Origin of the sequence: Haloarcula salina (assembly GCF_010119195.1) — an archaeon.
Classification (GTDB): Archaea; Halobacteriota; Halobacteria; order Halobacteriales; family Haloarculaceae; genus Haloarcula; species Haloarcula salina.
Genome location: NZ_WRXL01000001.1, coordinates 458025 through 478292 on the forward strand (window position 1 = coordinate 458025; position 20268 = coordinate 478292).

General features: G+C 67.5%; 31 protein-coding genes. 17 read left to right on the forward strand and 14 right to left on the reverse strand.

The annotated features are described in order from the left end of the window. Positions 1-22: 22 nt before the first annotated feature. Positions 23-520: a LabA-like NYN domain-containing protein gene (locus tag GM656_RS02405; protein ID WP_162412048.1), complete on the forward strand. Its 498-nt coding sequence runs from the start codon at positions 23-25 to the stop codon at positions 518-520. A gap of 43 nt (positions 521-563) precedes the next feature. Here the strand turns inward: GM656_RS02405 and GM656_RS02410 are convergent, their stop codons facing one another. After that, the gene (locus GM656_RS02410; RefSeq protein WP_162412049.1) at positions 564-746 is read right to left on the reverse strand and encodes a hypothetical protein; all 183 of its coding nucleotides are present in this window, start codon (positions 744-746) and stop codon (positions 564-566) included. Between the two features lie 483 nt (positions 747-1229). On the opposite strand from GM656_RS02410, the gene GM656_RS02415 reads away from it, so the two are divergent. Next, a complete protein-coding gene (locus tag GM656_RS02415) occupies positions 1230-1697 on the forward strand; it encodes a PUA domain-containing protein (RefSeq protein WP_162412050.1) in 468 nt (155 codons plus the stop codon). A 52-nt stretch (positions 1698-1749) separates the two neighbouring features. Further along, positions 1750-2241 (forward strand): hypothetical protein, encoded by a 492-nt coding sequence (locus GM656_RS02420; RefSeq protein ID WP_162412051.1) that lies wholly within the window; start codon positions 1750-1752, stop codon positions 2239-2241. Here GM656_RS02420 and GM656_RS02425 read toward each other — a convergent pair whose 3' ends face one another. Then, complete coding sequence (locus GM656_RS02425) at positions 2242-3192, reverse strand: AEC family transporter (protein WP_162412052.1); 951 nt, start codon at positions 3190-3192, stop codon at positions 2242-2244. It lies immediately after the preceding gene. Between the two features lie 122 nt (positions 3193-3314). Between GM656_RS02425 and GM656_RS02430 the strand changes: the two genes are divergently transcribed. The 4 genes from GM656_RS02430 (at position 3315) to GM656_RS02445 (ending at position 5097) form a co-directional block, all read left to right on the forward strand. Then, positions 3315-3704, forward strand: coding sequence for a nascent polypeptide-associated complex protein (locus GM656_RS02430; protein WP_162412053.1), 390 nt, complete (start codon positions 3315-3317; stop codon positions 3702-3704). Between the two features lies 1 nt (position 3705). Beyond that, positions 3706-4428, forward strand: a complete 723-nt coding sequence (locus tag GM656_RS02435; RefSeq protein WP_162412054.1) for a methyltransferase domain-containing protein — start codon at positions 3706-3708, stop codon at positions 4426-4428. Between the two features lie 73 nt (positions 4429-4501). Continuing rightward, positions 4502-4711, forward strand: a complete 210-nt coding sequence (locus tag GM656_RS02440; protein ID WP_162412055.1) for a hypothetical protein — start codon at positions 4502-4504, stop codon at positions 4709-4711. 2 nt (positions 4712-4713) lie between these two features. Next, positions 4714-5097, forward strand: coding sequence for a hypothetical protein (locus GM656_RS02445; protein ID WP_162412056.1), 384 nt, complete (start codon positions 4714-4716; stop codon positions 5095-5097). Here GM656_RS02445 and GM656_RS02450 read toward each other — a convergent pair. The 3 genes from GM656_RS02450 to GM656_RS02460 all read right to left on the reverse strand — a co-directional run bounded on the left by GM656_RS02450 (position 5078) and on the right by GM656_RS02460 (position 7119). Beyond that, positions 5078-5692: a hypothetical protein gene (locus GM656_RS02450; RefSeq protein WP_254282055.1), complete on the reverse strand. Its 615-nt coding sequence runs from the start codon at positions 5690-5692 to the stop codon at positions 5078-5080. The genes GM656_RS02445 and GM656_RS02450 overlap by 20 nt on opposite strands. A 1-nt stretch (position 5693) precedes the next feature. After that, positions 5694-6020 carry a transcription factor S gene (locus tag GM656_RS02455; protein ID WP_162412058.1) on the reverse strand — a complete coding sequence of 109 codons (327 nt, stop codon included), beginning with the start codon at positions 6018-6020 and terminating at the stop codon, positions 5694-5696. A gap of 73 nt (positions 6021-6093) precedes the next feature. After that, positions 6094-7119, reverse strand: a complete 1026-nt coding sequence (locus GM656_RS02460) for a DUF7139 domain-containing protein (RefSeq protein ID WP_162412059.1) — start codon at positions 7117-7119, stop codon at positions 6094-6096. A 147-nt stretch (positions 7120-7266) separates the two neighbouring features. Between GM656_RS02460 and GM656_RS02465 the strand changes: the two genes are divergently transcribed. Together GM656_RS02465 and GM656_RS02470 are read left to right on the forward strand one after the other, a co-directional pair. Beyond that, entirely contained in the window at positions 7267-7554 is a 288-nt protein-coding gene (locus GM656_RS02465) for a DUF5789 family protein (RefSeq protein WP_162412060.1), read from the forward strand. A gap of 85 nt (positions 7555-7639) precedes the next feature. Beyond that, entirely contained in the window at positions 7640-8272 is a 633-nt protein-coding gene (locus GM656_RS02470) for a hypothetical protein (RefSeq protein ID WP_162412061.1), read from the forward strand. 32 nt (positions 8273-8304) lie between these two features. On the opposite strand, the gene GM656_RS18990 is transcribed toward GM656_RS02470, so the two are convergent. From GM656_RS18990 to nreA, 3 genes are all read right to left on the reverse strand, one after another. Continuing rightward, positions 8305-8469 carry a hypothetical protein gene (locus tag GM656_RS18990; protein WP_174242921.1) on the reverse strand — a complete coding sequence of 55 codons (165 nt, stop codon included), beginning with the start codon at positions 8467-8469 and terminating at the stop codon, positions 8305-8307. Positions 8470-8558: 89 nt separating this feature from the next. Continuing rightward, positions 8559-8744 carry a hypothetical protein gene (locus tag GM656_RS02475; protein WP_162412062.1) on the reverse strand — a complete coding sequence of 62 codons (186 nt, stop codon included), beginning with the start codon at positions 8742-8744 and terminating at the stop codon, positions 8559-8561. A 26-nt stretch (positions 8745-8770) separates the two neighbouring features. Further along, positions 8771-10045: a DNA repair protein NreA gene (gene nreA / locus GM656_RS02480; protein WP_162412063.1), complete on the reverse strand. Its 1275-nt coding sequence runs from the start codon at positions 10043-10045 to the stop codon at positions 8771-8773. Between the two features lie 101 nt (positions 10046-10146). Here nreA and GM656_RS02485 point away from each other — a divergent pair, with 101 nt between their 5' ends. The 3 genes from GM656_RS02485 to GM656_RS02495 are packed head-to-tail and all read left to right on the forward strand — an operon-like array spanning position 10147 to position 11767. Further along, positions 10147-10557 carry a hypothetical protein gene (locus tag GM656_RS02485; protein ID WP_162412064.1) on the forward strand — a complete coding sequence of 137 codons (411 nt, stop codon included), beginning with the start codon at positions 10147-10149 and terminating at the stop codon, positions 10555-10557. 54 nt (positions 10558-10611) lie between these two features. After that, positions 10612-11208, forward strand: coding sequence for a ribonuclease HI (gene rnhA, locus GM656_RS02490; RefSeq protein ID WP_162412065.1), 597 nt, complete (start codon positions 10612-10614; stop codon positions 11206-11208). Next, positions 11201-11767, forward strand: coding sequence for a DUF7108 family protein (locus tag GM656_RS02495; protein WP_162412066.1), 567 nt, complete (start codon positions 11201-11203; stop codon positions 11765-11767). Before rnhA ends, GM656_RS02495 begins: the two co-directional genes overlap by 8 nt. Before the next feature lie 150 nt (positions 11768-11917). On the opposite strand, the gene GM656_RS02500 is transcribed toward GM656_RS02495, so the two are convergent. Further along, on the reverse strand, positions 11918-12277 hold the full coding sequence (locus tag GM656_RS02500; protein WP_162412067.1) for a PadR family transcriptional regulator: 360 nt from the start codon (positions 12275-12277) through the stop codon (positions 11918-11920). A gap of 306 nt (positions 12278-12583) precedes the next feature. Here GM656_RS02500 and GM656_RS02505 point away from each other — a divergent pair, with 306 nt between their 5' ends. The 3 genes from GM656_RS02505 (at position 12584) to GM656_RS02510 (ending at position 14807) form a co-directional block, all read left to right on the forward strand. Beyond that, positions 12584-13117: an inorganic diphosphatase gene (locus GM656_RS02505; RefSeq protein WP_162412068.1), complete on the forward strand. Its 534-nt coding sequence runs from the start codon at positions 12584-12586 to the stop codon at positions 13115-13117. A gap of 132 nt (positions 13118-13249) precedes the next feature. Beyond that, positions 13250-13375, forward strand: coding sequence for a hypothetical protein (locus GM656_RS19445; protein WP_277815034.1), 126 nt, complete (start codon positions 13250-13252; stop codon positions 13373-13375). A gap of 85 nt (positions 13376-13460) precedes the next feature. Next, complete coding sequence (locus GM656_RS02510; RefSeq protein ID WP_162412069.1) at positions 13461-14807, forward strand: alkaline phosphatase family protein; 1347 nt, start codon at positions 13461-13463, stop codon at positions 14805-14807. Positions 14808-14861: 54 nt separating this feature from the next. Here GM656_RS02510 and GM656_RS02515 read toward each other — a convergent pair whose 3' ends face one another. Together GM656_RS02515 and GM656_RS02520 are read right to left on the reverse strand one after the other, a co-directional pair. Next, a complete protein-coding gene (locus tag GM656_RS02515; RefSeq protein WP_162412070.1) occupies positions 14862-15935 on the reverse strand; it encodes a tubulin/FtsZ family protein in 1074 nt (357 codons plus the stop codon). Between the two features lie 92 nt (positions 15936-16027). Further along, positions 16028-16303: a MarR family transcriptional regulator gene (locus GM656_RS02520; protein WP_162412071.1), complete on the reverse strand. Its 276-nt coding sequence runs from the start codon at positions 16301-16303 to the stop codon at positions 16028-16030. Positions 16304-16446: 143 nt separating this feature from the next. Between GM656_RS02520 and GM656_RS02525 the strand changes: the two genes are divergently transcribed. Then, a complete protein-coding gene (locus tag GM656_RS02525) occupies positions 16447-16977 on the forward strand; it encodes an SRPBCC family protein (protein WP_162412072.1) in 531 nt (176 codons plus the stop codon). A 24-nt stretch (positions 16978-17001) separates the two neighbouring features. On the opposite strand, the gene GM656_RS02530 is transcribed toward GM656_RS02525, so the two are convergent. Continuing rightward, positions 17002-17796, reverse strand: a complete 795-nt coding sequence (locus GM656_RS02530) for a halocyanin domain-containing protein (protein WP_162412073.1) — start codon at positions 17794-17796, stop codon at positions 17002-17004. 131 nt (positions 17797-17927) lie between these two features. Between GM656_RS02530 and GM656_RS02535 the strand changes: the two genes are divergently transcribed. Further along, entirely contained in the window at positions 17928-18677 is a 750-nt protein-coding gene (locus GM656_RS02535) for a hypothetical protein (protein WP_162412074.1), read from the forward strand. A 462-nt stretch (positions 18678-19139) separates the two neighbouring features. Here the strand turns inward: GM656_RS02535 and GM656_RS02540 are convergent, their stop codons facing one another. Then, positions 19140-19325, reverse strand: a complete 186-nt coding sequence (locus GM656_RS02540) for a DUF7333 family protein (RefSeq protein WP_162412075.1) — start codon at positions 19323-19325, stop codon at positions 19140-19142. 128 nt (positions 19326-19453) lie between these two features. Next, complete coding sequence (locus GM656_RS02545; protein WP_162412076.1) at positions 19454-20203, reverse strand: class I adenylate-forming enzyme family protein; 750 nt, start codon at positions 20201-20203, stop codon at positions 19454-19456. Positions 20204-20268 lie beyond the last annotated feature (65 nt).

Consider the following 20268-nt stretch of genomic DNA (forward strand, 5'->3'; position numbering starts at 1 on the left):
CGCAGGAGCGACAAGACCTGATATGACAGTCTCGCATCCGGGACAACGCGTGGCCGTCCTGGCCGACGCGCAGAACCTCTATCACACCGCCCGGAGCCTCTATACGCGAAATATCGACTACGCCGCACTGCTGGAAGAAGCCGTCGACGGCCGAGAATTGACGCGGGCGATCGCCTACGTGATCCGGGCCGACTCGCCCGAGGAGGAGTCGTTCTTCGAGGCGCTCGTCGACATCGGGTTCGAGACGCGCATCAAGGACATCAAGACGTTCCAGGACGGGTCGAAGAAGGCCGACTGGGACGTGGGGATGAGCCTCGACGCCGTCACGCTGGCGAAACACAACGACGCCGTCGTCCTCTGTACCGGCGACGGCGACTTCGCCCGCCTCTGTCGGTATCTCCGCCACGAGGGGTGTCGCGCCGAGGCGATGGGCTTCGAGGAGTCCTCCTCGGAGGACCTGAAAGCGGCCGTCGACGGCTTCATCGACATGAGCGACGACTCCGAGCGATTCCTGCTGTAGCTGGCGGCGTCGCGTTCTGAGAGGTGTCGGAGAAGTGGCGCGATTAGACCGGGCGACCTTCTTCGGACGTCCCGACGAGCAGTGCGCCGGCGGCGAGCCCCAGCGCGGCCAGCCCCGCGGCGACGGTCGGGATGCCGATATCGATCGTTCCTGTGCCGAGGATGAGCGCGCTGCTGACGACCAGCAGCAGGACGCCGAGCGCCACTTTCCGCGTGTCCGTTGCCATATTCCTCCCTTGGAGGTCATCCGGTATAAATTTCCCCAAAACCGCCCGACGGGAGTGCGTTATGGGTTATCACACACCGTATCGTCCGGCCGCGGTCGTCGAGCGCCCGCCTGTCCCACTGAAGCAGTACACTCATTCGCACGGACACCCCGGTTTCGGCCGGGTCACAGCGACTGTGGGTGTCGGTGACTGTCCGTCGAGAACGGTGTTGGTATCGTGACCCACCGATCGTCGCGCCCTCGCGGTCGCGACACTCGCCGCGAGGGCGCGTCCCTGACGAAACCGAAGGCATTCCGGTTCGATCGGCGCGCGATCATGCGGGAGACGCTCTCGGGTAGACCCGACGGTTCGGGCAAGCCGCTCGGTGTCCACCCGCACTCGGCCCACCATTTCCTCTCTCTTTCCACCTCGAACCGGCGAGTGGCAGCATCTCTGTCGCGACAGACCGAAAGGGGGTTTATCGCCCGGCGACGAACTCGGGCCATGACAGACAGCGAGTTCCGGGGACTCCGCCGCGCGGCCGACTACCAGTTCGGCGACGAGGGCGGCGCGGCGCTGTTCGCGGACGCCGACGCGCTCGACGTGACCCACACCAGTTCCGGCCGGCCGCGACAGGTCCACGCCGGCGACGGCCGCGTGGCGACCTACGGGAGCGACGGCCGCTTCAGACTCGGACTGGCGGGCGGACGCCGCCTGCTCGCCGCCTTCGACGCGCCCCGCCACCGCGTGGTCGTCGGCGACGAGAGCGAACCCTTCGTCCGCGAGGGACGCAACGCCTTCGCGAAGTTCGTCCAGTCGGCCGACGACGGCCTCCGGCCGGGCGACGAGACCCTCGTCGTCCACGAGGACGGCGACCTGCTCGCCGTCGGCCGCGCGGAGCTTCCAGGCAGCGGGATGGGCGACTTCGAGACGGGGATGGCCGTGAAGGTCCGCCAGGGTGCGGACGACTGAGACGGAAGCCCGCCGACAGAAAGCACTTCACGCCGTCCCCGGAACGACCAGTATGCGCCGCCGTCAGGTCCTCGCCGCGCTCGCCGCCCTCCCGGCCGCCGGCTGTGTCGCTCCCGGTTCCGACCGGTCGACGCCGAGCGACTCGTCCTCGACAGCCGCGGACCGTGGTTCTCCGACGCCTCACGACCAGTCGTCGCCACCGCCCGCCGACCAGCCCGCAACGACACCGCCGCTGACGGCCAACCCGGACGATCCGATACTGTTCGTCATCCACAACACGACGGACAGCGAACGAACGGTCCATCTCCGCGTTGCTCGTGGCGAGACGGCGGTGCTCGACGAGACGGCGACGCTGGCCCCTGACGCGTCCCGAGAGTACGATTCGGGCATCGCCACGACCGGCGAGTACTCGATCAGCGTCGATGTGGAGAACGGACCGAGCCAGAGGCTCGACGTACACATCGGCGAATTCGCCGTCCGAAGCGGGTCGAACCACTACGTCGAAGTCACCCCCGACGGAGTCGACGTCTCCTGGGAGGAGTAGTCACAGCACCAGACCCGTCTGGAGCGCCCAGACCAGCACCGTCACCGTCAGCGCCGACGCCACCGTGGTCAGGAACACGGTCGCGCTGACCAGTTCGCTGGCCGAGCCGCCGTCTCGCTGGCCGCTGAACGCGCCGACGAGGATGATCGTCGTCACGCCCGTCGGCGTCCCCAGCAGGAGGACGACCACGCGCGCGACCGTCGGGTCCCGAAACCCGACCGCGAACACCGCGGCGAGCGCGAGGAACGGCGCGAGCAGGAGCCGCATCGCGCTCGCGAGCCCGACCGACCGGAAGTCGCTGTCGCCGTCGACGTTCGACAGCTGGACGCCGAGGATGAGCAGCATCACCGGAATCGAGGCGTTGCCGAGCAGTTCAAGCGTCTGCATCAGCGTCGAGTCCGCGGGCGGGACCGCACCGAGCCAGCGGGCGGCGAGGGCGACCACGACGGCGTAGACGAGCGGGACGCCGAACACGCGGCGCATGTCGGCGAGCGCGCTGCCACCGCTGCCGCGGGCGGCGACGTAGATTCCCAGGGTGTACAGCAACACGCCCTGGAGCGCAGTCACGAGGACGGCGACGCTGCGGCCAGTCGCGCCGAACGCGAAGTCCGCGAGCGGGATGCCGTAGTTCCCGGTGTTGGGGAACACCGACACGAGCACGAACGCGCCGAGGAGCGGTTCGGCGTGACCCGTGAGGCGGCCGACGCCCTCAGCGACGGCGAGTATCGCGGCCGTGAACAGCGCGACGGCCAAGACCACGCTGAGAATCGTCCCGCCGCCCAGCATCGACGTGGTGAGGCTGTGAAAGACCAGCGCGGGCGCGAGGACGTACACCGTGACGGTGTTGAGCGCGTCGGGGTCGACCCCCTTCGCCCGCCCGAGCGCGAAGCCGGCGGCGGCGACCACCACGACCGGGAGGATGGCCGTCGCGAAAATCGAGAGCAGCGACACGGCGAGGATGGTCGACCGAGCCTTAGAACCGTTACGAAACCCCGGAGCGCGACCGCGCCGGCGAGCGCTCGCCTGCGGTGTGGGTCGCTACGCTTTTCTGCCCGGCCACGCGACTCACACGTATGTTTGGCGGAGGCGGCGGGATGAACCCGCGCAAGATGAAGCAGATGATGGAACAGATGGGCATCGACATGCAGGACATCGATGCGCAGGAAGTGATCATCCGCACACCCGACGAGGAGCTCGTCTTCAGCGACGCGGAGGTCCAGCTGATGGAGGCCCAGGGCCAGAAGACCTACCAGATCGTCGGTGACCCCGAGAGCCGCGACGTCGACGCGAGCGAGAGCGACGACGCGGCAGAGGACGCCGAGGAGAGCGAGAGCGACTCGGGCGTCGACGAGGACGACGTTGAACTCGTCGCGATGCGGGCCGGCGTCGACGAGGACACCGCCCGCGAGGCGCTGGAAGCCAACGACGGCGACCTCGCGGACGCCGTCGACGAACTGGAGTAACGTGGCCTACCTCTTCGTCCACGAGGACCGCGAGTACCTGCTGGACCCCGGCGAGCGCTTCGAGTCCGACCTCGGAATCCTGGAGGTCCCCGAAGACGTGACGCCGGGCGAGGTCGTCGAGACGCACCTGGGTACCGGCTTCACCGTCCGGCGGCTCCGCGGCCCGGACCTGTTCAATCACCTCGAACGGACCGGCGCGCCGATGATGCCCCGCGACGTGGGCCTCGTGGTCGGCAAGACCGGGGTCGCTGCCGGCGACCGCGTCCTCGACGCCGGGACCGGGACCGGCATCCTCAGCGCGTACATGGGCCGGCTCGGCGCGGACGTGGTGACCTACGAGCGCGACCCGGAGTTCGCCGAGGTCGCGCGACAGAACATGGCGATCGCCGGCGTCGAGGACGCCGTCGAGGTCCGGACGGGGGACGTGACCGACGACCTCGACGAACTGTCGGGCTTCGACGTGCTGACGCTCGACACCGAGGACGCGCCGACCGTTGTCGAGCGGACGCCGACGCTCCTCGAACGGGGCGGCTCGCTCGCGGTGTACTCGCCGTTCGTCGAGAACACGCGGGCCGCCGCCGAGGCTGCCACGGAGGTCGGCCTCGAACAGGTCGAGACGCTCGACACCATCCAGCGGGAGATGGACTTCGACGACCGCGGCTCGCGCCCCGCCACGGCCGGCGTCGGTCACACCGGCTACCTGACGTTCGCTCGGCGGCCCTGACAGCCGCGCCGGCGTCGGGCCCGATTCCTTGGGGTGTGTTTTTCATCCGGGACTACGCCCTAGTGTCAGCTGCATGAGCGAATCAGAACCGCCGTCCGAGACGACGACGTGGCCCGAACTCGCGATCGGGCTGTACGACAGACTGACCGGGCGCAACGCCGAGATCACGTACGAGTTCGAGGACATGGAGGTCGACGTTCCGAGCAAGGCCGGCGCGGACGCCGACCACGCCCACTGGCGGGTGGACGGGACGCTGACAATCACGACCCGCGAACGCGACTGACAGTGACGTCCGGGGCACGGACGGTCGGCGACCTGCTCGACGCCGTCGAGCGCCGCCCGAACCTCGCCGTGGACGCCGATCTGACCCTGGCGGTCGACGGACGCGACATCGACGTTCGCGCGTACGACGACCTGGTCGCAGTAGAGTTGCCGTCGCTCGGGGCGGCAGTCGCGCTCTGGCGCGGGCGGCCGTTCGACCAGACGGACGCCGCGGTGGCGCTCGCGGCCGCGGGCTTGACGGTCGAACTCCGGGTCCGCGGCGCGCCCGTCGCTCGGCTGGGCGCGAAGGCGGTTCCGGGCGACCTGACTCGGCGACTCGGGTTCGGCCCGGTGGAACTGTACCCGGAGGGAGCGCTGCTGGCGCTCGTCAGTGCACGGCGCGGATGAGCGTCAATAGCTCCGACTGGTAGTCCGACGGCGCTCGCTGGAGGGCGTCGTCCGGATCCGAAACGCCCAGCAGCGCCGCCAGCGAGCGGTCGGGATACGCGCCCGCGGCAATGCGGAAGCCGTCGCCGTGCCAGACGCCCACCCAGCCGGTGATCGACAGCGTCGCGTCGGCGTCGTCGAGCGCCAGCGACGCGCTGTAGGTCCGAAGGCGAGCGCGGTCCCCGCTGTCGACGCGGACCCGCTCGGTCCGACCGCGCTCGACGTCCTCGAACCCCCTGTCGCGCAGCTGGTCGGCGAACGCCGACTGGGCCTCCGAGCGGACCGTCGGGAGGATCATCGCCGGTCCGATACCCGGCGAGAGCGGCGGCGTGAACGACAGCGCCGTCGCGAAGAAGAACCGCCACTGCCGGTCGATGCCCGTCGCCGCCTCGACGGCCGCCCGCGTCTCCGCGTCGTCGTACACCCTCGTCGCCCCCTCGACGCGCGCGGTCGGCAATCGGAACACGGTCTCGACGCGCTCGTCGACGAGCGTCCAGCCGCCGTCGCGAAGGCGATCCGCGGGAACGTCCGGGAACGAGGCGTCGGGCACGCTCAGCTCAGTGGTCGTCCTCGCGCCACTTGTGCTCGCACTCGGTACAGGTGAAAAAGCGCGTCTCGGACTCGTCGGCCGCTCGGATCTGCTTCATCTCGTAGAACGCCCGGTCGTTGCCGCACTCGGGACAGCGCGCGCCGGTCGTCGGGCCCATGTCCGCGGCGTCGACCTCGGAGGTGTCGACGATCTCGGACTCCTCCTGGCCCTCGGTCGTGACCGCCATCTCGCGCTCGGCCTCGGCGTTCCGGGACTTCTCGTAGCCACAGCTCCCGCAGACCCAGGTGTCGTCTTCCGTTTTCATCATCGAACCGCATTCGTCGCAGAACTCCATTGTTGGTCCAGCCTTGGCCGGCCACGCGTGTTAAACGCCCGGTTTCGTGGACGGGCACTGACTGCCGGCCGTCTCAGTCGTTGCGGATCCAGGCCGAACAGGGGTCCATGTCGTCCATCACTTCGCCCTTGAACGAGCAGTACGGCTCGATGTCGCCGTCTTCCATCACGTACTGGAAGTGTCGGCAGTTGCCGCAGTACGTGTCGGGCTCGCCCTGGTGAACGGCGGTCTCGGTTATCGCGTCGCGGCTCTTCGCCGCGGTCCCGCCGTCGGTCGAGTGCGCGGCTTCCGGGCCGGCCTGCGCGATAGACGGGTCGAGCGTGTCTTCCGACGGGCCGCGCGGGGCCCCGGACTGCGATGTGGACCGAGACGATGCGTTCGAGCGGGCGGTGTCAGCGGCCCCCGTTCGGCCGGACTGTCGCTGAGCCGACTGGCGACGCTGGCGGTCCGTTCGGGTCGTGGTCGCGCCGTCGTTGCCGCCGTCGCTGACGGCCCCGCCCTTCGGAGTCCGGTTCGTCTGGGTCTCGACGCCGCCGTCGGGGTCCTCGCCGAAGAAGCCGATACCGCCGAGTCCGGGGATCGACCGGGCCTCCTCGACGAGGCGGATCGTCCCTTCCTCGGTCACCTCCATGCGAGCGGTCCCGCCCGGGTCGTTCCGGGTCTTGAACGTCGCCAGCGCGGCGAACAGCGCCCAGAACGCCGTGATGACGCCGGCGAAGTAGACCACGCCGGTGAGCAGCGCCAGTAGCGGGTCGCTGCTGGTCCAGCTGTACGGGTAGAGCTGCCGGAACAGGCCGACGCCGACGACGGCGACGACGGCTCCCGCGACGGCGGTCGCCCGGACTCGCAGGCTGGTCGGCAGGACGGCGAACAGCCCGAGGATGACGCACGGCAGTCCGAGGCCGGCGACGGTCCCGGCGAGTCGCCGGGCGGCGTACGCGTCCAGTCCGTACCGGCCCCCGATACCGGTCGTCGCGAGCGCGATCGCTCCCACGAGCCCGGCGGCACCCGCGAGAAACAGCGCCGTCCCGACGAGCTGCTGACGGCGCGACGCGACTCGCCCGACATCCCCCTCGTACACGTCGGAGAGACTAGTCATGGGCAATACTACCACGACATCGGATAAAACTACCCGTCAGACACGCGCATGACGCGGGCACGCGCGATGTTGGAGGGTGAGCGACGAGTCGCACCCGGAGCGCGGCGTTCCGAAAGCACTAATCGGGCCCGCGGGAACACTCGAAGTATGAGCGACGACGATAGCGAGGAGGAAGCGGCCCCGGCCGTCGAACTCGGAGAGGGACCGGACGTCGAGGGTGCGCCGCTGTCCCGCGTCTCCGCGCGACTGACGTGGGGGATCGAACACAGCACCATCGTCGAGCGCGAGGGCGAGACGACCATCCGGACGCCGGACGGCCCGCAGGAGCTCGCGTCGGTCCTCGAAGACGTCGACGTGCCGTACTTCGCCGACCGTCAGGAGTTCGAGAGCGAAGTGCGCGATGTCGTCGGGGCCGGCCCGGTTCCGACCGAGTGAGCGCGACACGCCGTCTTCTGTCGCCGCAGACCGGCGGAACGTTGAAGCGGGCGCGACCGGACGGTGGAGTCGAGGTACCCTCCAGATGGTCACGGTCTCCCGCTATCACCTGCCCGCCGTCGCGCTAGTCCTGTTAGGTGCGTGTCTCGCCGTTCCGGCGGGGGTACAGGTCGCCGACGCGGCGGTCGTGGAGTACAGCCATTCGATCGAACGCGTGAGCGAGGCGTCCGTCGGCGACGCGACGGTCCACGAGTACGAATCGCTCGCGGAGAAGCCGCGCTGGGCGTTCGACGCGGCGCTGTCGGCCCCGTCCGGCGAGGCGACCGTGCGCTCGGTGACCCGCCGACCGGACGCCGCCTACGCGGGCGACGCCGCGGCCGTCACCTACGTGAGCTACGACGGGAACGTCTACCGACTCGTCTCCACGGTCGACAGCGGGCCGCTCCTCGGCTGGGTGTTCGGCCCGCTCTTCCTGCTGGGAGCGGGGCTGCTCGCCGTCGGTGCGAACGGCTTCCGATACGACCGACCGCGGCTTCCCGCGGCCGTTCTCAGCGGCGCGGTGACGGCCGGCGCGCTACTTGCGGGCGGTGCTTTCGGGGTCGTCCTCAGGTATCAGTCGCCGTGGGTCGTCCTCGCGATGCTCGCGCTCGTCGTCGGCGTGACCGCGGGCACCTGGCGCCTCCTCTCGCCGACGCTGGCGGTCACAGGCCCGAGGTGACGGCTGAAAAGGGGTCGCTCGGCGACGCCGCGTCAGCGCATGTTGTCGAGCGCGTACACCGTATCGGACATTATCCACTCCGTCTCGCAGTCGGCGTGCTCGATACTGAGGGCCCGAAAGGTCTCTCGGCCGCCGTCGACCGTGATCTCGAACGCACGGCTTCGAAGCGGCTCCGAGTGGGGACGCTGTGGGGACACAGATACCCCTCGGAGAGTCTGACCGATAAACGAGTCGATTCGGCCCGAGAGCCCGAGAGACGGCGACTGGGCGCCGTCTGGCGATTCCGTCAGGAATCGGGCGGTTCGGCGTCTTCGCCCGCCGCAGTCGCTTCCGCCCGCCCGCGGCGCTTGCCGAAGAGGTACGCCGCGACGACGAGCGCGAGCGGAACCACCAGAACCATCGCCATCATCACGAGAATGACGATGAGTTCGGTTATACCGGGCACACCGGGAAACAGTGGGAAGGGGACCATACGCCGACGTGATGCGGCCACGTCTGTTAAAAGTCACTGAGCTGGGACTGCAGGCCGGCGACCAGTTCGGACTTCCGGCGCAGTTGCCCGAGTCCGACGGGAAGCTGGTCAGAGATGGCCGAGAGCACCTCGCGGAAAGACTGGCCCGTCCCGGGCTCGCCGTCGAAGGCGTTTCTGACGCCCTCGCGCACCTGCCAGACGCCCACCGGGGCCCAGTAGTCGTCGGTGATCTCGCGGAGGACGAGACACTTCGCTTGCCGGTCGCGCTCCCGGAGGTGTTCGAGGACGCCCAGGCGGGCCGCGTAGTAGGCCCCCGCGGTCTCCTCGACGTAGGACGTTCGGCCCTCGTAGCCCTCGTGGGCGCTGGCGAGGAAGTAGCCCGCGTCGGGACGCGGGTTCCAGACGCTCTGGGGCCCCTTCATCTCGACGAGTTCGAACTCCCAGCGGCCGGGCGCGAGCACGACCCAGTAGCGGTTGCCCATGTACTCGTTGTACCACAGCTCGGGCTTGTCGATGGTGTCCGCGTTCCGCAGGGTCCCGCGGACGTACTGGCCGACGGTGTCGTCGACGGCCGTGATCGACCAGCGCGTGGGCACGAGCGAGCGCTCGCTCGCCTGCCCCAGCGCGCCCGCCGAGAGGATCGTGTTGATGTCGTACACGTCGAAGCCGCGGCGATAGAGGTAGGTCATCGCGCCCTCGGCGCGCCAGTCGTCGTCCGAGAGCGTCTTCTCGACGGCGCGCGGAACGTGGGGATTCTCCGCGAGGTCCGCACCGGTCGCCCGCGCCCGGGGTCCGGTCGGCGTCCGCACGTCGTCGAAGCCCACGTCCATCTGGGGCGTCCCGTCGAGGCCGATTTCAACGTCGACCGGGCGGTCTGCGATGGCGACCTCGCGCTGGACGCCCACGAACCCGTTCCAGACGTCGTGGACGCCGCCACCGGTACTGACCGAATCGACCGCTGTCGACTGCGTGGAGTTCACCATCCCGGTCCGGCGCTGGAGCACGTCCTCGATGCCCAGTCCCTGCTGATACCAGTCGCCGCTCGTGGCGAACCCCTCGGCGGCGGCGTCGGTGTCGACGGGCGAGAGCAGTCCCGTCGAGACGTTCGGGTAGCCGGAGCGACCGACGAAGATCTCGGGGGCGGTCGAGCCGAACAAGGAGTCTCCCTGCACGACTTCTTCGAACTGTCGCTCGACGTCTTCGAGGTGGTCGGTGATCGCGTAGGACTTCTCCGCCGCGAGGCGGCGTCGCTCCGCGGCCTCGTCGCGCTCGAATCCCTCGATGAACTCGTCGAGCTGCATCGGTTGCGACTTGGCCCCTGGCTCCCAAGAACCTTTCTGGGATGGCCGTGGGAGAGCAACTCTTACAAGGGCCGATTGAGTAACAACGGGTGGTATTAATCATGGCCAACATCTCGAAGTGGATCCTGCTCGCCGCCACGCTGGTCAGCGCCGCCGTCATCTTCGTCTCCGCGGTGCTTCCGGTCGCCTACGAACAGGCGCTCGTGAACCTACTCGTGGGCGAGCTGGCAGCGCTCGCGCTCGGCCACGCCACGTACCGTGTATCCTCCGGGAAACCGGTCGCGCCGATGTCGATGGTGCTCGCCATCGTCAGCGGCGTCGCCATGTTCCTCTCGCCGCTGTTCATCGAACCTGTCGATCCGATCCTGACGATCATGTTCGCCTCGGGCGTCGTCGTCACGGTTGGCGGTGTCGTCGGCGTCGTGGGGCGGGTCCTCGGCGGCGAAGAACAGCGACGGTCCGGCGGAGAGCGGATCGCAGAGCGGGCCAGGACCGAACAGAGCGGGAACTGACCGGTACCGGGCGGACCACAACGGCTATACGACCGCGTCGGTCACCCACGGACGATGCCGGTCATCGAATGCGACGAGGCGGCGGCCCGCGAGCGCCTGGAAGCCGAGGGGGTCTCGGTCCAGTCGGGGAACACCGACCACGAGCAGTGGCGCGCGGACCACGGCAGGGCGACGGCGGTCGCGTACGACGGGAAGGTCGTCGTGCAGGGCCAGGACACCGCGCGGCTCGAAGCGCTGTTGCGGGGCGAGTCAGGGGGACGCGTCCACGCGTATTTCGACGGCGCGTCGCGAGGGAACCCCGGCCCCGCCGCCGTCGGCTACGTCCTCGTCGACGACAGCGGAATCGTCGCCGAGGGCGGCGAGACCATCGGGACGGCGACGAACAACCAGGCCGAGTACGACGCCCTCATCCGCGCGGTCGAAGTCGCCCGCGACTACGGCTTCGACGAGCTCCGCATCCGCGGCGACTCGGAGCTGATCGTCAAGCAGGTCCGCGGCGAGTGGAACACGAACGACCCCGAGCTGCGGGAAAAGCGGGTCCGCGTGCGAGAGCTGCTCACGGGCTTCGACGACTGGCACATCGAGCACGTTCCGCGGGAGATAAACGACCGCGCCGACGAACTGGCGAACGACGCACTCGACGATGACTGACCTGCCAGCCGACGTGATAGACAGAGCCGAACGGCTCACGAGACTCGCTCGCGAGGCCGTCGACGAGGCGGAGGCGGACGCGTACCGGGCCGAGCGCGAAGACTGCTTGGCGGAACACGGCTACACCGCGCGCGTCAGATCGGAGGACACGGGCGACGTGCTCGTGTGCCACCCGCGAGAGTGGGTCGACGACGGCGTCATCCGCCCGGGCCGAATCGAGGACGTCGACCGGGGCGTCGAAGTGCAGCTGTCGGGCCCCGGCGACCCGGACGAGTGGGAGACGGTCGACGAGCGGAACCGAGCCGCAGTCGACGCGGTCGCCGAGGAACACGGCGAGCCCCACGGCGCGACCGCGGCGGCGCTCGCCGATTTCATGGGGAACCACTACGCGAAGCCCATCGCTGACGCGACGCCCGACGAACTCAGAGAGTTCCGCGAGGAGTACTTCCCCCGGAACGCGTGGCCGACCGACGAACAGCGCTCGGTCCTCGAGCGGTCCGTCGAACTGACCGTCGACGCGGCCGACAGTCAGCTCTCGGACAGCTATAGTAACAATTGAAACGATAAACACACCGATCGCACTGCTGTCGTGCGATCGGGTGTGTACTGACTTTCAATGGCTACGATAATTCGCGCCGACCAGCGCGCCGCGCACAGCTAGTAAGCAGTTGTTACCGGCAAAAATGGCGCAATTGCCCAATTGCGCGAGTTACTGCTGTGCGGCGATCAGGTCTCGGAGTTCGTCGGCGCGGCCGTCATCGGCCACGAACTTCCCGAACACCCACCCGAGCTGGTCGAGAACGGCTTCCTTACCCTCCTCGGTCAGCGAGTACTGATTCGTCCGCTTGTCGAGTTCGCTCTTCTCGACGAGTCCCATCTCGACGAGGTCGTCGAGGTTCGGGTACAGACGGCCGTGATTGACTTCGTCGTCGTAGTACGATTCGAGTTCACGTTTGATAGCCAGTCCATACCGCGGCTCTTCGGCGAGGATAACCAGGATGTTCTGCTGAAAAGCCGTGAGTTCTTTCGCGATGCCCGGAGTGCTCGTTACTGTTTGTGCCTCTGACATGGTTGGGTAAATGTCAGCAAGCTATTTAACACTTGTTAACTCTGGCGCACATTACACGATATACCGGAGGAACCACCCGACAGACGGACCTTCAATTCAAAACAGATTTCTAATAGGTCCGCCAGACTATAATATGAATCCGCCGCCACGAATCCGTCTGACAGGTCGAAAACAGCGGTTAAGTATGTCCTAAATTTATTTCTATCTTCAGATATGATTTGATTAGTGAACAGATAATCCCTGCCAGTGAGGGGTTTCACGGCGATTACGAAAGGACTTTTTGACGCCGTTGCGCAGACGCCGGTGATGACGAACCTCTGGGAAGACCTCGAAACCGGCCCCAACCCGCCCGAAGAGATCTACGCCGTCGTCGAGTGCCTGAAAGGCGAACGGAACAAGTACGAGTACGAAAAGGACATCCCCGGCGTCGTCCTCGACCGGGTGCTCCATTCGAACGTCCACTACCCGTCGGACTACGGGTTCATCCCGCAGTCGTACTACGACGACGAGGACCCCTTCGACGTGCTCGTGCTCGTCGAAGACCAGACCTTCCCCGGCTGTGTCATCGAGGCCCGCCCCGTCGCCCTGATGAAGATGGACGACGACGGCGAGCAGGACGATAAGGTCATCGCAGTCCCGACGGAGGACCCGCGGTACGATCACGTCGAGGACCTCGACGACATCCCCCAGCAGACCCTCGACGAAATCGACGAGTTCTTCTCGACCTACAAGAACCTGGAGGAGGGCAAAGAAGTCGAGACCCTCGGCTGGGAGGACAAGGAATCGGCAAAGGACGCCATCGTCCACGCGCAGGAACTCTACGACGAAGAGTTCAACTGAGCGAACCGCTCGTTTCATTTTTCCGCGTCACTCGCCGGGTCGGCCTATGTCTCGAAGTAATACCGGCAGACGTTTCCGATTATGTATGAGCATGGGTAATCTTTTGGGGCTTTAGCGGGTAGAGAATCCTGTATGGCTACCGACGAGACCGACGCGGCGCTAGACCACCCGACCGTCGTACCGGACGCCGAACGCCGGCCGACGCCCGGGATCGCACACCTGACGGTCGTCCCGGAGAACGCGGATCGCTCGGCCTGACTCCGGCGTCGGCGAACACCTTGCCGCTTTCCACGACGGCAGTTCGAAAAGAAGCTTCTTGTTCCCGACCTGACTAACAGCCCTCATGGGATTGTTCGACCGTTTGAAGGGAGACGACGCACCGCGTGTCGCCTTCTTCGGCATCGACGGCGTACCGTTTAGCCTCATCGACGAGCACCCGGACGTGTTCCCGAACCTCTCGGAGCTGGCCGCCGAGGGCAGCGCAGGCCCGATCAACAGCATCGTCCCGCCGGAGTCGAGCGCCTGCTGGCCCGCGCTGACGACCGGCGTCAACCCCGGCCAGACCGGCGTCTACGGCTTCCAGGACCGCGAGGTCGGCTCCTACGACACGTACGTCCCGATGGGACGTGACGTGCAGGCGACGCGCCTCTGGGACCGCGTTACCGACGAGGGTCGCAACGCGACGGTCCTCAACGTCCCCGTGACGTTCCCGCCCCAGCGGAACGTCCAGCGGATGGTCTCGGGCTTCCTCTCTCCCGGCGTCGACAAGGCCGCCTACCCGGACGACCTGCGCGACTATCTCCAGGACAACGACTACCGTATCGACGTCAACGCCAAACTCGGCCACGACGACGACAAGTCCGAGTTCGTCGACGACGCTCACGAGACGCTCGAAAAGCGCTACGAGGCGTTCAAACACTACGTCGAGCAGGACGACTGGGACCTGTTTTTCGGCGTGTTCATGACCACCGACCGGGTGAACCACTTCCTGTTCAAGGACTACGAGCGCAACGGCGAGAACGAGGAGGCGTTCCTCGAGTTCTACCGCAAGGTCGACGAGTATCTCGGCGACCTGCGCGACCGACTCCCCGACGACGTGACGATGGTCGTCGCCTCCGACCACGGGTTCACCTCGCTCGACTACGAGGTCCACTTCAACGAGTGGCTCGAACAGGAGGGATGGCTCGAGTACGAGGACGACGACCACTCCGAACTCGGCGACATCAGCGAGGACACGAAGGCGTACTCGCTCATCCCCGGCCGCTTCTACGTCAACCTCGAAGGCCGCGAACCGAACGGCGGCGTCCCGAAGGACATGTACGAGTCCGTTCGCGCCGACCTCAAACAGCGCCTCGAGGAACTCGAAGGCCCCGACGGCAAGAAGGTCGCCGACCGCGTCGTCACCAAGGAGGACGCCTTCCGCGGCGACCACGACGACATCGCGCCGGACCTCGTCGTCGTCCCCAACCACGGGTTCGACCTGAAGGCCGGATTCAAGGGCTCCGACGACGTCTTCGGCGTCGGCCCGCGAAACGGCATGCACAGCTTCGACAACGCGACGTTGCTCGTCGACGATCCGGACGCCCGCATCGACGACGCCGACCTCTACGACATCGCGCCGACGGTCCTCGACCTGCTGGACCACGACTACGACCGCGGCGACTTCGACGGCGCCAGCCTGCTGAAGTAGGCACCGGCTACGCCGTCGGTTTTCTCTGGTCGACTGAACGGTGCGACGCTAGCGCTAGAACAGCCCGTCCAGTTCCTCGTTCGTGAACTCGTCCGGGTCGGTCGTCCCGCCCTGGGCGTCCGCCGCCTCGCGGGCGCGCTCCATGAATTCGTCGACCCGCGCGGAGCGTTCCACGCCCGAGAGCACGACGAGCGAGGCGATCTTCTCGGAGGCGAGCGGGAAGTCCCCGCCGCGGACCTCCATGCTCCCGGTCTCGTCTTCGACCCAGCGGCGCGCGCGTTCGACGCCTTTCCGAGAGAGGCGCTGCGGATCGCCGGCGACGACGAGGAGCGCGGAGTCGGCCTCGACGGCGTTGGGCAGGCTCATGCTGGTGAGGAGGGCCTTCCGGGTCACGCTGGTGATGGTGTTGACGTTCTCTCCGGGGTCTTCGCTGGCCTGCGCGCTGGCGTAACCGATGGAGGCGATGCCGCCGCCGCGGAGGGTGTTGATGATCTCGGAGGAGTCGACGACGCTCTCGCCGACGCCCTCGACCGCCTCGCCGGAGGCCAGCAGGAGGCCGACCCGCTGAGAGATGGCGTCGTTGACTCGGTCGAAGCCCTCGCCCACGCTGTCGCCGCTCCCGCGCCAGGCGTCGTTGTCCACGAGGAGGAGGGAGTCGGCCTCGCGGACGGCGGTCTTGAGCGAGCGGCCGGCGTTGGCCTGATACAGGCCGCCCTCGTCTCGGCCGGGGAGGACGCCGAGGACGTACACCGGCTTCTCGTAGATGCGCTTGAGTTCGCGGGTGAGCATCGGCGCGCCACCGGAGCCGGTACCGCCCCCGAGGCCGGCGACCACGACGATGGCTTCGGCCTCCGTCGTGATGCGGCCGTCGAGTTCGTCGAGCACCTCGGTGGCGTTCTCCTGCATGATCTGGGCGCCGAGTTCGTTGTCACCGCCGACACCGTGCCCTTTCACCCGGTCCTGGCCGATAAGAGCAGTGTCGATGTCGAGGTTCTGGAGGTCGGCTCGCGCCGTGTTGACCGCGAGCGCGCCGCGGACGGCGTCGAACCCCATATCGTAGTCGAATTCGACCAGGGACTGCGTTACCTTCCCACCGGCCTGGCCGACACCAATCAGGACGACTTTCATACTGGAAGTCTTGGGAGGCCGACTAATCAACGTTGCCCCCTGAGAACGGCGATCGCGGCGCGAACGGCGACAGCAGAACGAATCCGGGGAGGTTACTCGATTCGGAGCGTGTAGATACGCTTGCGGGCGTCGGCGAAGGAGAACCGCGAGTCGACGACGCCGACCTCTTCGAGGCGGTTCAGAGCGTATCGGACCGTCCGCGGCGGTAGCAGCGTCTCATCGGCCAGTTGGCTCTGGGTCAGCGTGTCGTTGTACTCGAGGACTTTCGCGACCAGCTTCGCGCTCGGCGGGAGCTCGCGGACCGCGTCCCACCCGGTCGAGTCGCTGTCACCGTCGGCGTCTGCGTGCTGGATATCGGAAGCGCTCATCGTATCTCATCGTATCCGATACAGCGTGATAATATTTTCTGTTCTCGATTATGCGCTATGGGAATGTTGCGGCAACCGATGCGTCGTTCGGCGCCGCCGATGCCCCCCGAAAGCTTACGTCCAGCACCTCCGGTGTTGGGGACGTGGACGAAGTCGAGGTCAGCACGGTCGTGTACGTCCCGCCCGAGGAGATCTACGAGTTCCTGCTGGATTTCCCCGGGTACGCGCGCTACTCGGAGTACCTCGACCACGTCGACCAGGACGGCGACGGGACGCCGAGGACGACCTACGACCTCGTCTTCTCGTGGTGGAAGCTCTCCTACACCGCCCGGTCGGAGGTGACCGCCGTGTCGCCGCCGACGGAGATCGACTGGCACCTCGTCAAAGACATCGACGCCCAGGGCCACTGGCGGGTCGAACCCGATCCGGACGACGCGCCGGCCGACGTAGACACCGCCTCGCGGGTCAGGCTGCGAATCACCTTCGACCCGGATTCGGCGTCGAGCAACGCGGTCGACCTGCCGCGACTCGTCTCGATGGACTGGGTCATCGAGAAGGTGAAGCCGCTCATCCGCAAGGAAGCCACGAGAATCGTCAAGCGGGTCGTGAAGGACCTCGAAGGGAGAGAACGGGACGTCGACCTGCGAATACACACCGGGCCGGACTCGGTGTAGCGTGCGTGAAAACGCGGACCGCGGTTACTCGGGCGTCTCGTAGTCGCCGCCGTAGCGGATGAAGAAGTACGCCAGCCCGAGCGTCGCGACCATCACGAAGGAGGTGGCGACGCCGAGAGATTTCGCGCTCCCCGGGACCTCTGGCGGACCGGAACTGCCGCCGCCACCGCCGCCGGATGAGACCGTCGGGTAGTCGGAGCCGACGACGACGGCCCCTTTCATGCCCAGACTCTCGTGAGGGACACAGACGTACGTGTAGATGCCGTCCTCTTCGAACGTGTGCTCGTAGTTGACGCCGGCATTGGAGACGGCGCTACCGGAGTCAAGCGGGCCGTCGGGTTTGGAGACGACGTTGTGGCCGCCACCCTCGCCGGTCCACTCGAACTGGACGGTCGCGCCGTTGTCGACGTGGATGGCGGGCGGGCCGAACCCGAACGCGCCGCCGTTGGCCTGGGTACCGACCTGAACCGTCGCCGTGTCCTGTCCCGTCGCGTCGACGACCGTGCCGTCGAAGTTACCGACCGGGTCGAGGAAGCCGCCGAAGTCCGGCGTGCCGCCGCTGCTACCGCCGTCCCCACCGCCACTGCTTCCACCGCCAGTCCCAGTCTCTCCGCCGCTGGCCGTCCCGGTGCTTCCGCCGGCAGTGCCGGTCGCGGTCGGGGTCCCGGTCCCGGCCGGAGTCCCCGTGGCGTTCTCCGTGCCGGCTTCGGTCGTCCCTTCCTGTGCAGCTGCAGTGCCCGCAGCGGCCGAGGCAGCCGTGGCTCCCGCGGCCGTCCGCAGGAAGGCCCGACGGGACACGTCCGCTCTACCGTCTGTCATACCCGACAGTTTGAGAGTCCCCGTCGTGAATATGTCGGTTTCGAGTCGGCATCGCCCCCCGAATGACAGCGATATCAAAGGTGAGTGCTCGGCCTGAAAGCTTTAACCCGGGTACTCCCAAACCCCTCGGTATGTCCGTCGGGAGCGAGGGGGTCGTCAGCGGGATCCGCTTCGACCTCAATCGATTACACGAAACCTGGATGGAGATCGTCTACCCACGCCAGCGAGACGCGAGCGACACCGTCCTCGGGACCTGGACGCCGGATTCGGCGCTCGGGATGGCGCTCTATCGACTCTGGTCGGCGCTGGGCGTGCCGGTCATCGCCGTCGTCTACCCGCTGGTCCTGTGTGGGGTGTTCCTGCGCTATCAGACGCGCCGCATCGACGGCACGGCGACGCGGCTCGGTGCCGTCGGCGTCGTCCTCCTCTCGGTGCTGGTCTGGGGGAGCCTCGCCGCGCTCGCTCGCTACGAGCCCGGGAGCATCGACCTGGTGTCGGGCGGCTTCACCGCCGTCGCGGTCGCGGGCGGCGTCGCCACCGTCTCGGCCGCGCTCGCAGTCACGTTCAGGCGCGTCGGCGGCCGCGGGACGACCGTCGCGCTCGCGTATCCCTTCGCGATGACGGCCATCTTCCTCCCGCCGGTCGTCGCCGCGCTGTACTCGACGGCGGTCGCCTCGGTCGTCATCCCCGCGAGCGACTCGCTCTCGCGGTGGTTCCTCTACGAGGTGCTGACCGTCGTGGGAGTCGCGGACTTCTTCATCGAGAACTTCGAGCGCCAGGGCTTCGCCTACGTCGTCATCTGGCTCGCGATCTCGTTCCCGGTGGGCTGGCTGCTCGGCCTGCTCGTGACGCTCGCGGACCTCGTTCGCCCCACCGAGTGAGCGCGAGGCGACGCGGAGACGACCCCATTTCCGGTGTTTTGCTGCCCTCAGTTCTCCCCTACGCGGCGAATCCGTTCGTAGCGGCGTGGTACCGAGTTCCCGTTACAGCGGCCGTCCTACCGGGGGAGCCATGCCCACGCGTTCCGTATGGGCGTCCGATGCCGGGTTCGGATACGACCTCTATCTACGAGTGGCTGTGTTGTCCGGATTGTGACTCCCGAGAGAGTATCCGCGGCCCGCGAAACGAGCACGGGGCCGTCAAAATCGAGTGTGAAGCATGTGGTACGACCGGATGGGTCGGGCTGTGAATTCGGTGTCGAGCACGACAGTCGCGGGTGCGTGTGGACGGTATCGACGCCAGTCTCGCACGAGAGTCCCCAGATTGTTGAGTAGCTAGCGCGCGCCGGACCCGTGGGTGCTCGAACCGGTACGGTTCGGCGTCGGAATCGACCTCGCGGACCGCTACGGACTGGCTCGGAACTCGCCGTGTTTCATGCCGAGGAAGAACGCGACGACGGAGAACACTATCATCGAGGGCAACACCATCATGAAAACCGTCGACGGTTGCATCACGGACGTGAGCGCGACCGTCGCTACGGCGACGATGACGACCAGCGGAGCCACCGCGGGCACGAAGTCGAAATCCATGTTTCCGATTGCGGCCGGACAAATAAATTCTTTAAGAAAGCGAACCCGCCGAACGACTGACGGAGACCCGTGTGAAACCGACCGCGACCGAGTGTTGACCCCTCTACGCTCTCCGCCACCACCGGCCGCTACGACGGCGTCGCCTCGTCCGGCCGAACGACCACTTCTTCCGGCGCGTCACCGTCCGCGACGGCCACGTCGGCGGCGGCCGCGTCGCCGTACACCACCGTCGCTCCGGCCCGCATCGGCGCGAGCAGACCGGCGACCAGCGCGCCGGCGCTCGTCATCGGCGCGCGCACCGCGACAGTCGTCTCCGCGTCGAACTCGTAGTCGGCCGCGACGCGGCGGCCCTCGGCCAGCAGTTCCCCGTGCGTGTAGATCCGATCGGCCGCAAGCAGGGCGTCGTCGGGCGCGAGCTCGCCCGGCGGCTGGAGGGGGTTCTCGCTCCACAGTTCCCGCTCGAACTGGGCGATCGTCGGATCCTCGACCGGCCCGCCGTAGGCCAGTCCCTTCGTCCCCGGTCCGAGCGCGTAGCGGTCGAGCCACGCCGCCGGAGCGACCAGCGCCGTCGCGTCCACCGCGGCCGGCGGGTCCAGGTCAACGACCGCGCCGTCGAGACCCGCCGCCAGGAACGCGAGCAGCCCGTCGGGGGCGTCTCGCAGCGTTCCCGGCTCGTCGTCCTCGGTGGGTTCCTTGGGCCCGACGACGACAGCGACCCGAGTGCCGTGTCGGACGCCGTAGTGCCGCAGGAGGTTGCCCCCCTTCCAGGCGTTCGTGGCGAAGTCCCGGTAGCTGTACGGCGTCGAGCGCTCGGGCGAGCGAAACAGCACGCCGTCGCGCTCGCGCGCGTCCGCGACGAGGTCGGCGAGTACCTGCATAGCCGACCGTTCGGCCCCGCCAGTGAAAAAGCGCGCGGGCCACAAAGCCGATATAGTCGGGCCGC